This is a genomic window from Rhodococcus qingshengii JCM 15477 (assembly GCF_023221595.1).
Classification (GTDB): domain Bacteria; phylum Actinomycetota; class Actinomycetes; order Mycobacteriales; family Mycobacteriaceae; genus Rhodococcus_F; species Rhodococcus_F qingshengii.
The window spans coordinates 5,988,569-6,003,591 of sequence record NZ_CP096563.1 but is presented as its reverse complement, the minus strand read 5'-3'; the positions used below and the strand labels follow the sequence as shown (position 1 = coordinate 6,003,591).

The following is a 15,023-nucleotide window of genomic DNA, read 5'->3' as shown; positions in this document are numbered from 1 at the left end:
ACTTGTCCGAATGGGGATTCGGCCCTGGGCTTGAACGCTCGGTGTCGATTCACGTCGGTTGGCTTACGCTGGTCCGCCCGTTTTCGATGTGTCCGACGAGCACGCGCTTGAATTCAGGATCTTCGTCGACCGTCACGGCGGCCTGATACCAGCCGTCCACCGAACGCACCGTCCACTGAGAGTGTGCACCGGCAGCGAGTTTGCGTCGGTTTCCGTCCACATTGACCGTCAGTGCACGACTTCCGGAATTGGTCGCCGTCAGTACAAGCGTGCGCGTCCCTGCGTCGACAGTTGTCGAGACGTCGAGCGAAGCTGCCGCACTGTCTGTAGCTCCACTGAACTCGCGCCTGAAACCGTTGGGACCCAACAGATTCAGGCTGTAGACGCGATCCCTGAGCGCAACGGTGTCGTCGACCTCGCCGACGACGTCGTAATGCCGTGGCTCGTCGAACTCACCTGCGTACGGGTACATGGCCAGGTGCGTTGATGCGGCACCGGTATTGACCAGATGGACCGCCAACGAGCCGGTTTCCGGGTTCACCGTCGTGTAGGCGTCGGGTTGATAGGGAAGTGCCCGTGCTGGTCTAGTGCCGTTCTCCTGCAGAGGCATTCTCTGTTCGGTGGGCGGGGTCGGTGTCCACCGCGGTTCCAGCGCCGGAGTGGGTTGCGGGCGCGCCAAAGTCGGTCGACTACGCGGGTTGGCGAAGTCGAACGCCGACGTCAGGTCGCCACTCACCGTGCGTCGCCACGGGTCGATTTCCGGTTGCGTGATTCCGAACCGCGTCTCCAGGAACTGCGTGACGGACGTGTGGTCGAACACTTGTGAACAAACGAAACCGCCAACAGTCCACGGCGAGATGATCGTCATAGGCACCCGCGGGCCGAGACCGAGCGGCTGATTACCGACCCATTCGGCTTCGACCGAGCGCGGCGGTCGAGGTGGCGGTACATGGTCGAAGTACCCGTCGTTCTCGTCGAAGTTGACGATCACGGCCGTCTTCGTCCACAGATCCGGATCGGACGCGATGGCGTCGAGTACTTGATAGAGCAGTGTTGCGCTCGCTGCCGGTGACGAACCCGATGGGTGCTCCGAATCCACCTCGGACGGAACGAGATAGCTGACTTGCGGCAGTCGACCGGACTCGACGTCTTTCCTGAACTCGGCAGCCAGTGTGCCGGGCCGGGATCGGTACAGCGCGCGATCGTAGAGTTGGCGATCAGCAGGCGACAGTTGGTCTGCGGCATTCGCGAGGGCCAGTACCGCTGCGTCCTGGACCGGCGCCGGCATCGACGGCAGGGCGAGATAGAACCCGGCCAAGGTCTGGATTTCGTAGGGGAGCAGGCTCGGCCGGCCAAGCAGCCCTGCCGCCACTTTCTTGAAGGCGGTGAAGTATTCGAGGTTGTTGTCTCCGAAGTTGTCCCACTCCTGGTAGGTCTTCCAGGAAATGCCGGCGGACTGCAACCGCTCGGGGACCGTCGTCCATCCGTAACCGGCGTGCCAGGGGTTGTAGGCCGCGTTGGTTACAGCTCGTCCCCCGGGACCGGGTGGATCCGAAGGCAGGACCGACTCGGTTGGATTCGGCGAAAGTGGCTCGTATCCCGTGTATCCAGAGACCCAATAGTTCCGGTTGGGGCTCGTGGACGTCGGAACGGAGCAGTGGTAGGCGTCGCAGATCGTGAACGCGTCCGCCAGTTCGTAGTGAAAGGGAATGTCTTGCCGGTCGTAGTAGGCCATCGTCGTGCCGGTTTTTGCCGCGATCCAACCGTCGTGCCAGCCGTCGGCGAGTGCGGCATGTCCGCCCGCCCAGCTGTGGTCGAGTCCGGTCACGTTCTGGGTGTCCATGCGTTGCGCCGCAGCCGAATCGCGGATAGGGAAGGGGAGCACAGGACCGGTAGGCCCGGGTTGTTCGAAGACGCTGTTGCCGCCGCGCAGACGCAGCGCATTCGGATCCCCGAATCCGCGAACACCCCTCAGTGCGCCGTAGTAGTGATCGAAAGATCGGTTCTCCTGCATGACGAGGACTACATGCTCGATCGAATCGAGCCCGCCGGAGTTGACGGGTGTCGCCAGTACACGCTGAAGCGACGGCGGGAGAAGGGAAGTAGCGGCGACTGCAGTTGCACCGACCCCGGCGGCGAGAAACGACCGTCGAGAAAGAGAATTCCTGGACACTTGTGCTCCATCGATAAATCAATCAGTTCTATGACCACGGCCGCAACAGGCTGCTGCCGCTGCTCCGAATCGGTGCAGCGGCAACAGCGTCGAGAAGAATTCGATCAGGAACCGAAGAGACCGCCCAGTGAACCGAGGCTGCCCGAACCGCCGTTCCCGCCGTCGTCAGGCGCAGCAGAAACCTTGACGACGGATTCGTCCGACGCGGACTGTGTGAATCCACTTCGCCCGGCGTATGACGCCTTGATCCGATGATCGCCCGTCGATGCGAAAGTGTGCGTCAGTCGCGCCACTCCATCGACTCCGACGACAACGGGCTGTCCGATGGGTTGGTCGCCGTCGTAGAACTGAACCGAGCCCCCGCCGGGGTTGGGGGTGACCGTCGCGGACAGTTCTGCCGCGACATTCTGCTTGGTCGTCGCGGGAGCTGCCAGTGAGGTCGAGGTGGTGACATCGGACGGTGCGGGATCAGACACGGTGACCGTTTGAGCGGATGCCATCGACGGCATGAATCCTGTTGCGCCGGAGTAGTAGGCCGAGACGGCATGAGATCCAGCCGAGGTGAAGGCATGTTCCAGAGTGGCTTTGCCGTCAGCGCCCACCGGGATCGGAGCGCCGATATCTGCAGCGCCGTCCTTGAACTGGAGAGTGCCACCGGCGGGTGTCGGCGTGACCTGCGCCCTCAGCGACACCGATACGCCCGTCTTTGCATCGGTGGGAACGTTCACGGCCGTGTCGGTCTGCTTGACGACAGGTGCGGCAGTCACCGTCACCATCGCCTCGGTCGAGTTGGAACTCTGGAATCCGTTGACTCCCTGGAACGTTGCGGAGACCCGCGCGGTTCCGGCGGTGAAGAAGGTATGCGGTAGCCGGGCAGTGCCGTCGGCGCCCGGAGTGACCGGTGTACCGACGTCGGCGCCGTCCACCCTGAACTGCACGTTTCCGTTGACCGGAGCCGGATCCACCTTTGCGACAAGCTCGGTCGGTGTGCTGGCTTGGATCGAGCCGGGCATCTGGATTGTGGTGGTTGTCGGTTGGCTGACGTAGATGGTGGTCAGGGCCTGCCCACCGGCGTTGAGGCCGGAGTTCCTGTTGTCCCGCGGGGAGCAGTTGTAGCGCTCCCAGTAGTTGACTGTGAAGACATCCTTTTCGCGCTGGACGAATGTGAGCGCATTTCGGTCGTCGTCGTAGTTGGCGGAACCGGGATCGGAAACCCTCAGCGAAGGCTTGATCTCGGTACCGGCCGCACCAGCTTTGACCGTGACGTCGACTGCGGGGAGTCGGAACTTGGTGTTGGCACCGACGATGATGCCGTCACTCGATCGAACTGCGGAGGACGGACCGTTTCCGGTGGTTCGATTCGATCCGGAGATACGCAGGTGCGTACCGGATGCCGATGGATTACCGCCGTCGTCGATCCGTGTGACTGTCGGAGTGGCACTGTCGGATCCGAGGCCGTACGCACTGTCCGCCACAAGCTGGGAACTCACGAATTCGACGCCGGACGGGATGTCGAAGTCGTACTTGATCCGGGCCCAATGCACGACTCCACGGCTGGCATGGCCGCCGCTGTTTGTCTTCATCTCGTTCGGCTGCACGCGGTAGGTGACGGTCTCACCTGGTGCCGCGGTGGTCGGCGCGGTGATGGTGACTCCCGAGCCGAGTGTCTCGTTGAACGTGATCGGGCTTGCCACACCGTCCATCTCGCGCACATGGCATGCAGTTGTGGAGGCCACGCTCTTGGTCTCGGGGGCAGCCGAGGCGATCCCGCCGCCGACGATGGAGAACAAGCCGCCGGCCAGTACCGAGACGGTTGCAATCGCAGAGCCGCGTAGGAGTTTCGAGTTCATCGTCGAATCCTGGTTTCTGTTCACAGTTTTCACGACCCGAATCCGGGGGTACCAAGGCTGCCGAGGCTACCGGTGCCAGGCTCGGGCTCGGACGGTTCGACGACGTTGATCGTCACGGCGCCCGACATCGACTCCATGAAACCGGCCGATCCCGTGTAGTACGCCGTGATGTTGTGGTCGCCCGCTGTTGTCATCGTGCGGTTGGCCTTCGCGACGCCGTTGACGACGGCCACCGGAGCGCCGAGGTCAACCCCTCCGTCGCGGAACTGCACTGTTCCTCCCGACGGCCACGGAGTGACCGTTGCCGTCAACTCCACGGAGTCACCGACGACAGCTTTACCGGGTGCGTCGATTCGCGTCTGTGTCTGAGCGAGGCTGGAGTCGACGTTGATCACGGCGAGCGGCCGGCCGCCGGCGTTCAATCCGGCCGAACGATTGTCGCGTGGTGAGCAATTGGTGGTCAGCCAGTATTTGACGCCGCCGAGCAGGGTTTCCTGTTGCAGGAAGGTCAGGTAGTTGGCGGCACTGTCGTAGGAACCGGAGTTGGTGTCGGACACGCGGAGCATGGGCTTGATCTGGGTTCCCACAGCCCCTGACGTGACGGTGACGTCGACTGCCGGGAGCTGGAACGTCTTTCCTCCACCGACCTCGATTCCGCCGCCGCCGTTGTCGTCGGTGTTGGGTCCGTTGCCCGCCGTGATGTTGTTGCCGGAGATACGAAGATGCGCCCCATTCGGATCGGGTGAACCGGCATCGTTCACCCGCGTGATCGTCGGGGCGACCCCACCCAGATTCGAGCTGGTGCCGGCCACGATCTGCGCCCCCACGTAGGAGGTGCCTGCAGGGATGTCGAAATCGAACTTGAGACGCGTCCAGTTCACGACGGACCTGAGGTCGTAACCGTCCTTGGGGACCGTCATCGGCTTGGGCGCGAGGCGGTATGTGAAGGTGGAGTTCGGCGGGACCACGGCCGGCGCACTGATCGTGACGCCGGAATCACGCGTCTCGTTGTGCGTGATCGGTCCGGGGAACTGCCACCCGTGGCACGATGCCGTGAACGGAAGGTCCACATCAGCGGCGGACGAGGCTCCGGCTCCGCCGATCACGAGGGCAACGCATCCGGTCAACGACGCGGCCACCCCCACTCCTCGGCGCATCAACGTCGACACCATTCACATTCTCCTTGAGTAGCGCTCGACAAGATCGAGCTCTCGGCTTGAAGCCGGGTCCGGGAACCAGCCTCGAGCTGACAGAGAATCGAATACGTCTCGTCGTTTGCTCACCACCAGCTCAAACCCTGGAGAGGAGTAGAACACAGAGCGAGCCGCGAAATATGCGATTCGGACAAATTGTTGGACAAACGTCCAACCGGTGAAATTTCTCCACTTCTCCGACCGCTCTGCACTGCTTTAACGTGGGGTGATGTTAGCGCCGCGGAAGTCGTATGCAGGTTCTCGGTACGCCCCGCGGGCGAGCAATCGGGCGATGTTGGCCCGGTATATCTTGTCGGCGTCGGCATGGAGAACGGGATTACTCTCGAGCCACAGGTTTGCAGGATGAATCGGTTCGTCGTACATCCGACGGAAGAGTTCGGTACGGAGGTCTTTGAGCCAATTGGAGTTCAAGTTCATGACGCGGAACTGGCGCAATGCTTCGATGTCGATCACGCCCGACACGAATGAATTGTGTCCGGAGACGGTGTGGCCGAGTACCGCTCCGTGGTAGTCCACGACGTGTGAATTTCCGCCGGCGATGTCGAATGACTGTAACGCCGACTGAGTCGGATAGACCGGTCCGGTGTTCGGGCAGATCATGTACAGACTGTTGAAATGCGCATGCGCACGGTTCTGGAGGAGCCATGTTCCCCCTGGGTCCGGTCCTGCATGCGTCATCGGAACCGCCTCGCTCGGGCGGTACACGACCTCGGCTCCTTGAAAAGCCAAGGCGCGTACTGCTTCCGGATACTCTCCGTCGCTGCAGCAGATTGTGCCGATCGAACCGATGTCCGAAGTGTGCAGAACGGGATAAAATGCGTCGATGCTGTCGCCGAACAGTTCGGTCCAGCGGTCATAGACATCGTGAGGCGTGCAGGAACGTTCTCGACACCAGACGTGATTCTTCGTGGCGCGATGTATCACCTCGCCTGCCGGGGAGATCACCACCATGGAGTTGAAGAATCGATCAGCCATGACCTCGGGCCACCGCGCCTTGCTTTGAGCGATGATGTAGACCCCGTACTGCTTGGCAAGTCCGCCGAGTCGATCTGTCTCGGGGCCGGGGATGTCGATGAACATCTCCCGTGCTGCCTTCACGTGAGGTATGTCGAAGGCTTCGTCCCCGAACCCGGTCAACGCGCCTTCTGCCAACGCAATCAGTTTGACAGGCATGTTGATCGAAACTGTCGACACCGCAGCGTGAATCGCTTCCTCGATGGTGTCGAGGTTTGCCTTGATCTGCGATCGGTGTTCGATGTTGCGCACCACGGTCGACAGACCAATCGCCGTGTAGGGGGCGATGGGAGCTGCGGCCGAGTCAGCATTCACCGGCATTTACCTTCGGTATGCGATGCGCCCACGGCACGACCTTCTCCAATTGGGATGCAACCGCTATCAGGGTGCCCTCCTCACACATGGGCGCGGCCAGTTGAACGCCGATAGGCAACCCCGAGCGCGTGGAACCCAGCGGCAGGCTGATTGCCGGTCCGCCCGTCGCATTGAAAAGTGGAGTGAACGAACAGATGCCGAACAACTTGCGAGTCCATTCGCTAGGGGAGAGTGATGCGTCATTGGAATCGAGTTCGCCCAACAGTTGGGGTGGCTCACCGAGCGTCGGGGTGAGCAATAGATCGTAATTCGTGAAAAACATTCCGACTGAGCGGGACACCTGGTTGAAGACGGCGAGCGCTCGAGCGAGTTGAATGGCCGTGACTCGGCGTCCGTACTCCACGCAGGCCAAGGTTGTCGCCTCGAGGTTCTCGGGTCCCGGGGTCACACCGAAAGCTCCGGCAAGTGCATCGACGCCTTCGGCAAGAGAGACACTCCACACCGGAAGGTTGGCCTCGACGAACTGATCCCAGTCGAAGACCGGCGTGTCGGGAATGACGTGATGCCCGAGCCCCTCGAGAACCGTGCCGACAGAGGACACGGCATTCGCGACCTCGATGTTCACTGGATCTCCGGACCACGACTGAGTGTGGATCGCAATGCGTAAACGCCCCGGGGAGCGGTTGATCTCGTCGGAGTATGGTCGCGAGGGATCACGGATCACGTACTTGTCTCCCGGGGCCGGCCCGCTCACGGCATCGAGTAACGCTGCGCAGTCACGCACCGATCGGGCGAGCCCCAACTCGGCCCCCAGCCCTGAGAGTGGTTCGCTCGAGTCAGGGCCCACTGGTACACGCCCCCGGCTCGGTTTCAGACCCACCAACCCGTTGGCGGACGCCGGAATTCGGATCGACCCTCCACCGTCGGTAGCGTGAGCGATGGGAAGGGCTCGCGCTGCGACCAATGCCGCTGATCCGCCACTCGATCCGCCGGCACTGCGTTCGGTGTCCCACGGATTGCGCGTCGAGCCTTGAGCAACAGGTTCGGTGTTTCCGTTGAACGCGAATTCCGGTGTGGTGGTCACCGCCACAGCAGCCAATCCTGCCGCCCGGAATCGTGTCATCAGTTCGGTGTCGTGAGGAAAGATTGCACCTTCGCCCGCCAGCCGACTTCCGAACCTGGTCGGTACTCCGGCCGCGTGTACGGCAAAATCCTTGAGTGCAAAGGGAACCCCCGCAAATAGTCCCTGTTCGTTGCAATCGAGGGCTCGATCCCACGGGCCCTCGACGACGGCGTTCAGCGTCGGATTGACGGTCTCGATCGCGGTGCGTGCTGCCTGGTGAACTTCGTCAACGGACACCTGCTTGTCGCGAATCAGTTCGGCGAGGCCCGTGGCGTCATGCTCGATGTACTCATTCGGCTTCATCGAAGATCCCCTCGGTGGCGGCAGGGAGGACGGCGTCGTCGTGAACTATGTTTCCGCCCAACATGGTTCGATGCACTCGAATGTCCTTCAATTCGTCGAGATCGCAGGTCGAAGGGTCGCGGTCGACGAAGATGATGTCCGCGTGATTTCCGGGTCGGATGGATCCGATTTCGTCCCATCCGAGGATCTTCGCTGCGCTTGTGGTCCACATAGCGAGAGATTCCTGGCGATTGATGACCTGGTCCGGACCGTCGTTTCTCAGGTCTGTGCCGGCAATCTCGTGCGTCTGTGCAAGTGCAATCTGTTCCCATGGACTCTTCGGTCCCCAGTCAGACCCGCCGGAGACGTCGAGGCCTGCGTCGAGTAGGCGCCTCAAGGGGACCATGTCACGCCATATGTGCCGGCCGATCCGTTCGTCGTACATTGCGCCCTTGCCCCATGCGAATCCGACAGAAGTGGTGATCTGGAAACCGAGTGCCTTGTACCGGCGAACGTGATCCGGGCTTATGGTGATCGCGTGCTGCAGAATCCACGCCTTGTCTCGAAAATCGTGTTCGATGACGACACGCTCGGCGATCTCGAGAAAGTCGTCGTGCTCACGGTAGGAACCGATACAAATGTTGGCCCGAACGTCATTCTCCGCGCAGAATCGAACGTACGATTCTTCTTTCTCTAGTGAGACGAAGCGATTTCCCTTGGTAGGCCTGCCGAAAGGATCGGTATAGGTTTCGTGCATGGCGAAATGCCCTGCAAAACAGGGTCCCCCAGGGCTGATGGTCATACCGACGATTCGCAACATGTCGTCGGCGCTATCGGCCGATTGCGGCGCAAGTGATTTCAATCGATCGTCGAACTCGTGCAGCGACAACGGTTCGAAGGGATAGAAGATGACCGACTCCACGTCGTGAGTGGCCTGGACTCGCATGGTGAGCATGTCGGATGTACGGAGATGTTGATACATCTGTATGTGGATCGGTTCCATGGCGTGTCCCTCGTACAAAGTGGTGACACCGTGGGCGGAGAAGCGAGCCATTTCGTCGAGTACACCGGGTACTGCGTGATCGGGATCGAGTGGTGGGAGCTTGAGAAGGATCTGTCCCCAGAACGGGTCGTAGGTGTAGTAGTTGTTCACCGGTCCGCGAAGTATTCCTGTCAAACGTCCGGCTTCGTCCTTCTCGATCTCCACATCACACACTTGATCAGGGATGAAGTCCGACAGACCGACAGCACGCAAGCCGGCGCTGTTGAACGCCAAGATGTTCGGAGTACGCGGCGCCCACGCTTGAATGAGCACAGGGTGGTCGGAGGTCGCCCGGTCGAGGACATGACGGTCGGGCAATCGTCGCTCGGCAAGGTCGCGCCACGATCGGCGAATGAAGTAGTGGGCTTCACCGACCGGCGTGCAGATGATCCACTCGCCGGGTGCGGTGACGGCGGCCCGAGCACTGATGCGCTCGACGATATCGGCGTGATCGAGTGCATCACTCAAGTCGACGAGGCCGCCGCGAAGTGCACCGAAGTGCATGACGTGCGGGTGGGTGTCTATGAGTCCTGGCATGACGACCGCGTCGCCGGCTTCCATGACCCGGGTGTTCGGGCCAGCGGACTCGACCAGGTCGGAGAACCTGCCCGTCTCGAGGATCACGCCGTTGTCCACGAGTACCGCTTCCACGACCGGGTTCGCATCGTCGAAGGTCAGGACCTTCGACGATCGGATGAGTGTTCTGCTCACGTGGACCTACCTCCGTGCATCTCGACGAGTCCACCGCGTGTGGCTCGCCAGGTAGTAGCACTCTATGAGCGGCCGGGCTGGGGGAGAATCATCCGAAAGGATGAAGTCCGATCGGTCTTGACCAGTGATTATGGCCGCAGGTAGCGTCGTACTGGTTCGTTGTGGAGGAGCGCGATATGTCGGTGGTTCGGTCGGATCTCGTTGCACCGAATCTCCAACCGATCCGACGCAACAACGAGTTCGCTCGCAACATCGAATTCAAACGCAACGCGATGGAGTTTCTTGCCAGGTTCGTTCGCGTGTCCGGGATGGTTTTCTATTCCGTTGATCGCAGCATGAATGCCGACATGCACGTATTCGATCGGGTGTGTCCTGAGGAAAATGGTCGCTACACCAGGCACTTTCACGAGTTGGACCCTTTTCATCCGCGTAGGTTCGCCGAATCGGGCGCCGACCTCGCATCGTCGAACGACATTGGCCAGCGTTTCGACAAGACCGACTATTACGACGGCTTCTTTCGCCCGATGGGTTATCGATACGAGGCTGAACTGTATCTGCGTCATGCCGGGCGCATCGTGGCGGGCGTTTCCCTGCTCCGAAGTGCCCGCGACGGTGACTTCTCGAGGGAAGAGATGCAATTTCTGCAGAAGTCTCATGGATTCGTCGAACAGTCCTATTGCATGCTCGGTCAAATGCCCAGTGCCCCGAGTTCTTCTGCAGTGCCGGAACATTGGAGATTATCTGCTCGGGAGCGCGACGTCGTCGAACTGCTGGCACAGGGTGCGAGCAACATCGACATCTCCCGTGCGCTGTTCATCAGCGTCCCAACCGTGAAGAGTCACCTGCAACACGTGTATCGAAAGTCGAGCGTGCATACACGCACCGAGTTGGTGTCACGCCTGGTGCACGGCTGAGGGAGTTGACTGTCCCGTCCGAAGGTCAGTCGATGGCGCGGCGCATCAAGTCTGCCGTTTCCTTGTTGAACGCGACCAGTGTGACCGTCTCGACCTCGGTCTTCGCCGCGCGAATCGCTGAAACGGCCTGTCGGACGGCATCTTCCTTCGGCCAGCCGTAGACCCCTGCCGAGATCAACGGAAAGGCGACGGTTCGGGCGCCGATCGAGTCGGCCACGGCGAGGCTGCGGGTGTATGCCGACCGAAGCAGACCGGAACGATCCTCGGAGCGCGAATACCTCGGGCCGACGGTGTGAATCACGGCCTTGGCGTGCAGCTTTCCGGCGGTGGTGGCTACGGCCGCACCCACCGGCAGGCCGTCGGGAAGGCTGGTGTTGCGCAATACCTCGCAAGCCTTCAGGATCTCCGGTCCCCCGGCACGGTGGATCGCGCCGTCGACACCGCCGCCGCCGAGGAGCCTGGAGTTGGCCGCATTGACGATGGCGTCGACGGTCAGCGTCGTGATGTCACCTTCGACGACTGTAATAGCGGGCATGGATCCTCCTGTGTATCCGACGGCTGTATGTCCGACGGACGCGTTTCCGACTGCCGTGTTCCAGAGTTCACGCTTCGGGCGAGCCCACGGCATAGCCGAGCGTACGTCGTAGGGATCACGTCCGATCAACATCGAGTATCGCGCTGCAACCGACGGCGTGCGACTGTGCGCCTGAACGCAATGGAGGAGTACGCGCTTTCCCTCGGCCCGCAACGCCTGGACGGTGCGCGCTGCGTCGTCGAGAACGAACTCGAGGTTGGCGTTGGAATCGAGACCGTCGTCGACCAACCAGAACTCGACGTGATCAGGAGCGACCTGTCGTGTTCCCATGCGGCACAGGCTGACCACGGCGTCGTAGTCTGCAGTGGACACCGCATCGACGCCGCCGAGCATGACGCCGTCGTCGTGCGGGTGCGTCGTCAGGTGGTGGGTTCCGCGAAACCTCGAGTAGTCGAGTTCTGCCGTCGACGGCCATCCGTTCTTGTCGTCGGTACCGCCGCGAGCGGTCTTTATTGCCAGGCGAATCAGATCGGAGGAACGGTATCCCGGCCAGCCATGCATGATTCGGCGCCAACGGGCGGGAACCGCCGACGCTCCCCAGCGGGCGCCGAGGAGGCCACCCGCGATGGCCGCCGTCGTGTCGGTGTCCCCGCCGGCTCTTACTGCCGCTTCCAATGCGTACTGGAGGTGGCGAGCATCGCCATTGTCCGTGGAAGTGATTGCCCACCAAGCAGTCTGAAGTGCATGCACCACCCAACCGTTCTTGGAGAAGTCCTGCGGGTTCCCGGTTTCGGCCTGATCGAGCAGCGGGCCCCAGTATTCGGCGACGTCCTGATCGGCAACGGAGAGGAAGCCGCGAACACCGTCGAAGTTGCCGGAGGCAACGGCATGGCGGATGGCATGGGTCCACAACTCGCACGCCTGTCCGGCACGCGGGTCGTCGTGCGTGAGTGAACTGATCCGGTGCGCTGCCGACCTGGCACCTTCTGCATCGTCCAAGTAGGAGAGGGCGACGGGAGCAGTCCGCATGAGCGAGCCGTTGCCGGCCTTGCGGCCGCTGATCGCTCGCGCACAATCCGCCATCGCCGCTGCGCTTTCGGAGCGGACGGACAACACTGCTCGCGTCTGGTTGCCGATGTCCGCGGGCTTCGAGTCGTACCACCGGATGAACTGTGCTGCAATGGCATCGAGACCGTCAGCGCTTCCGATGTCGATTCCGGTAGCGGCCACCTCGGCGATCGCAACTGCCATCGAGGTGTCGTCGGTCCATTCTCCCGGCGCCCAGTCGAACGGGCCGCCACCGATCATGTCGATCGTGACCTCGGCCTTCGGGTAGGTGAATTCGTAGCCGGCGCCGAGCGCGTCTCCTGCTGCGGTGCCGAGCAGAACGCCGGCCGCTCGATCGGACTGCTGTGCGGTGAGTTTCATGGCCACCTCTTCGGTTCGCGATGATCGTTTGATCAACTTTGCGCTAACCATAGATCATGTTTGAGATAACATGCAAGGGTGAATAAATGGACAGGCACGAGCGGTAAGGGATTGACGGACTATCCGCGTCCGTCTGTGGCAGTGGACGTCGCGGTGCTGACGTACAGCGGTGGATCTCTGAAAGTTCTGGTGGTTCGGCACCGTCTCGGTGCGCTGGCGCTACCGGGAACATTTCTGCACGAACGCGAATTGCTCACGGCCGCAGCCGATCGTGCCCTGTCGGTCAAGGCAGAGTTGGCCCAGACGAGCTTCCACCAGTTGGCGATCTTCGACCGACCGGACCGCGACGACCGTGGATGGGTTTTGTCGGTCGCACACACGGCTTGCCTACCGGAATCGGCACTGCCCGATTCGGCGCTTCTCGTCGATGTGTACGACGACGAGGCAGTGAGCGGACTCGCATTCGATCACGCCGACATGGTGCGACTCGCGGTCACGGACCTACGCACGAGGTATGCGTCGTACGTGGATCCGGACGGATTGTCGGGCGGGACGTTCACCGTCGCCGAACTTCGGGGACTCTACGAGGTGATCTTCGATCGTCCGTTCCAGAAGGACAGCTTCCGCCGGCAGGTGTTCGACGCGCTCGAAAGTACCGGCGAGATGAGCAGACCAGGTAACGGCCGACCCGCCGAGACGTACCGGAGGCGGGGTGACGGCGCACTGACTGCGCAGGCAATGGCATTTTTGACCGGATGAAGTGAAACGAATTCTTGCAGTTCTGCTGACCTGACGCGCTGAGCTGGGTAATGTCCGATTGATGGGTGCAGTTTCGAATGAAGCCGAGTCCAAGATTCCGACTGTCGTGTGGGGTACCGGCAACGTCGGGCGTGCATCGATTCGCGCTGTGACAGCCAATCCGGCCCTCGAACTTGTCGGCGTCATCGTTGCGAACCCCGAGAAGGTCGGGCGAGACGCCGGTGACCTCGCCGATCTGGGAGTGCACCTGGGCGTCGCGGCTACCGACGACGCCGATGCCGTGCTCGCAGCGTCTCCCGGCGCGGTGGTCTACGCGGCGTCCGGCGACATTCGGCCCGACGACGCGGTTGCCGACATCACGCGGGCACTGGCCGCCGGAGCTGTGGTGGTCACGCCGTCGGTATATGCGCTGTACGACCCGAAATCTGCGCCTCCCGAACTTCGTGATCCCGTCGAAGCTGCTGCCAAGGCGGGCGGCGGCGCTCTGTTCGTCTCCGGTATCGACCCAGGCTGGGGCAACGACATCCTGCCGATTCTCGTCAGCGGGCTCGCGGGGACAATCGACCAGATCCGGTGTCAGGAAATCTTCGACTACACGACCTACGAACAGCCGGATTCTGTCCGCTACCTGATCGGGATGGGTCAGCCGATGGACTACGAACCTCCCATGGTCGCGCCGACCGTACCCACCATGGTCTGGGGCGGGCAGATTCGGCTCATCGCGCGGGCACTCGGGGTGGAACTCGACGAGATCCGCGAGACCTTGCTGCGCCGCCCGCTCGAGGAAACCGTGTCGACCGAACATATGGGGGAGTTCGCGGCCGGCACCCAAGGCGCACTGCGATTCGAGGTTCAGGGAATCGTCGGCGGGGAACCCCTGATCGTGATCGAACACGTCACGCGTATTCATCCGTCTTGTGCCCGCGACTGGCCGCTCCCGCCCGACGGCGGCGACGGCGCGCACAAGGTGATCGTCGAAGGACGACCACGAATCGAGATCAACGTCGAAGCCACCGATGAAGGTGGAAATCGCGCGGCCGGTGGAAATGCCACGGCCGTAGGACGTCTCGTCAACGCAATTCCCTGGCTACGTCAGGCTGAACCCGGTCTCTACGACGCGCTGGACGTTCCGCTCACACCCGGCGTCGGCAAGCTCGGTGCCCGAAACTCGGAGGTACTCACATGAATATCGACATACCCGAAGGCAAGAATCCGATCGGCTACGTGTGGGGAGAGATGGTCCCCGGCATCGGACCCGCGGCCGCCGGGTTCTCCCAAAAGGTCTACACGGACGGCACTCTCGGACTCCGCGAGTTCGAGGCGGCCAGGCTTCGGATCGCTCAGATCAACGGGTGCATCTTCTGTCAGGACTGGCGCACCGAGCGTGACGGCGAGACTGTGGAGTCGACGTTCGATCAGTCTGTCACCGACTGGCGCACCACCGATGCCTTCGACGACAGGACGCGCCTCGCTGCCGAATACGCCGAGAGATACGCCCTCGACCACCACGGGCTCGACGACGAGTTCTGGGAACGCATGACAGCTCACTACTCCCAGCGAGAAATCGTCGAGTTGAGCATGTGCCTCGGATCGTGGTTGGCCTTCGGCAGGCTCAACCACGTCCTCGGCCTCGATACTCAATGTGTGTTGCCCGGCAACTGAA

General features: G+C 61.9%; 11 protein-coding genes. 4 read left to right on the top strand and 7 right to left on the bottom strand.

Annotation, left to right across the window (positions count from 1 at the left end; translation table 11 throughout):
* Nucleotides 1–49: 49 nt before the first annotated feature.
* The 6 genes from M0639_RS27705 to M0639_RS27680 form a co-directional block, all read right to left on the bottom strand.
* Complete coding sequence (locus tag M0639_RS27705; protein WP_064075077.1) at nucleotides 50–2,173, bottom strand: phosphocholine-specific phospholipase C; 2,124 nt, start codon at nucleotides 2,171–2,173, stop codon at nucleotides 50–52.
* 104 nt (nucleotides 2,174–2,277) lie between these two features.
* Entirely contained in the window at nucleotides 2,278–4,023 is a 1,746-nt protein-coding gene (locus M0639_RS27700; RefSeq protein ID WP_231915118.1) for an Ig-like domain-containing protein, read from the bottom strand.
* A 29-nt stretch (nucleotides 4,024–4,052) separates the two neighbouring features.
* Nucleotides 4,053–5,195: an Ig-like domain-containing protein gene (locus M0639_RS27695; RefSeq protein WP_063315478.1), complete on the bottom strand. Its 1,143-nt coding sequence runs from the start codon at nucleotides 5,193–5,195 to the stop codon at nucleotides 4,053–4,055.
* Nucleotides 5,196–5,432: 237 nt separating this feature from the next.
* Nucleotides 5,433–6,566 carry a nitrilase-related carbon-nitrogen hydrolase gene (locus M0639_RS27690; RefSeq protein WP_197486202.1) on the bottom strand — a complete coding sequence of 378 codons (1,134 nt, stop codon included), beginning with the start codon at nucleotides 6,564–6,566 and terminating at the stop codon, nucleotides 5,433–5,435.
* Entirely contained in the window at nucleotides 6,556–7,992 is a 1,437-nt protein-coding gene (locus M0639_RS27685) for an amidase (protein WP_064075074.1), read from the bottom strand. The genes M0639_RS27690 and M0639_RS27685 overlap by 11 nt, the downstream gene beginning before the upstream one ends.
* A complete protein-coding gene (locus tag M0639_RS27680) occupies nucleotides 7,979–9,724 on the bottom strand; it encodes an amidohydrolase (protein WP_064075073.1) in 1,746 nt (581 codons plus the stop codon). The genes M0639_RS27685 and M0639_RS27680 overlap by 14 nt, the downstream gene beginning before the upstream one ends.
* Nucleotides 9,725–9,900: 176 nt before the next feature.
* On the opposite strand from M0639_RS27680, the gene M0639_RS27675 reads away from it, so the two are divergent.
* On the top strand, nucleotides 9,901–10,638 hold the full coding sequence (locus tag M0639_RS27675) for a helix-turn-helix transcriptional regulator (protein ID WP_054781200.1): 738 nt from the start codon (nucleotides 9,901–9,903) through the stop codon (nucleotides 10,636–10,638).
* A 25-nt stretch (nucleotides 10,639–10,663) separates the two neighbouring features.
* Here M0639_RS27675 and M0639_RS27670 read toward each other — a convergent pair whose 3' ends face one another.
* Nucleotides 10,664–12,601, bottom strand: a complete 1,938-nt coding sequence (locus tag M0639_RS27670; protein ID WP_063315482.1) for an O-acetyl-ADP-ribose deacetylase — start codon at nucleotides 12,599–12,601, stop codon at nucleotides 10,664–10,666.
* 78 nt (nucleotides 12,602–12,679) lie between these two features.
* Here M0639_RS27670 and M0639_RS27665 point away from each other — a divergent pair, with 78 nt between their 5' ends.
* From M0639_RS27665 to M0639_RS27655, 3 genes are all read left to right on the top strand, one after another.
* Nucleotides 12,680–13,360, top strand: coding sequence for an NUDIX hydrolase (locus M0639_RS27665; RefSeq protein WP_058038404.1), 681 nt, complete (start codon nucleotides 12,680–12,682; stop codon nucleotides 13,358–13,360).
* A gap of 61 nt (nucleotides 13,361–13,421) precedes the next feature.
* A complete protein-coding gene (locus tag M0639_RS27660) occupies nucleotides 13,422–14,546 on the top strand; it encodes an NAD(P)H-dependent amine dehydrogenase family protein (RefSeq protein ID WP_030536189.1) in 1,125 nt (374 codons plus the stop codon).
* Nucleotides 14,543–15,022, top strand: coding sequence for a carboxymuconolactone decarboxylase family protein (locus tag M0639_RS27655; protein ID WP_003943220.1), 480 nt, complete (start codon nucleotides 14,543–14,545; stop codon nucleotides 15,020–15,022). The genes M0639_RS27660 and M0639_RS27655 overlap by 4 nt, the downstream gene beginning before the upstream one ends.
* The last annotated feature ends 1 nt before the right edge of the window (nucleotide 15,023 follow it).

Coding starts and splice junctions, on each gene's coding strand:
- M0639_RS27660 (WP_030536189.1), top strand. CDS start 13,422: ATGGGTGCAGTTTCGAATGAAGCCGAGTCCAAGATTCCGACTGTCGTG.
- M0639_RS27670 (WP_063315482.1), bottom strand. CDS start 12,601: ATGAAACTCACCGCACAGCAGTCCGATCGAGCGGCCGGCGTTCTGCTC.
- M0639_RS27700 (WP_231915118.1), bottom strand. CDS start 4,023: ATGAACTCGAAACTCCTACGCGGCTCTGCGATTGCAACCGTCTCGGTA.
- M0639_RS27695 (WP_063315478.1), bottom strand. CDS start 5,195: ATGGTGTCGACGTTGATGCGCCGAGGAGTGGGGGTGGCCGCGTCGTTG.
- M0639_RS27675 (WP_054781200.1), top strand. CDS start 9,901: ATGTCGGTGGTTCGGTCGGATCTCGTTGCACCGAATCTCCAACCGATC.
- M0639_RS27655 (WP_003943220.1), top strand. CDS start 14,543: ATGAATATCGACATACCCGAAGGCAAGAATCCGATCGGCTACGTGTGG.
- M0639_RS27685 (WP_064075074.1), bottom strand. CDS start 7,992: ATGAAGCCGAATGAGTACATCGAGCATGACGCCACGGGCCTCGCCGAA.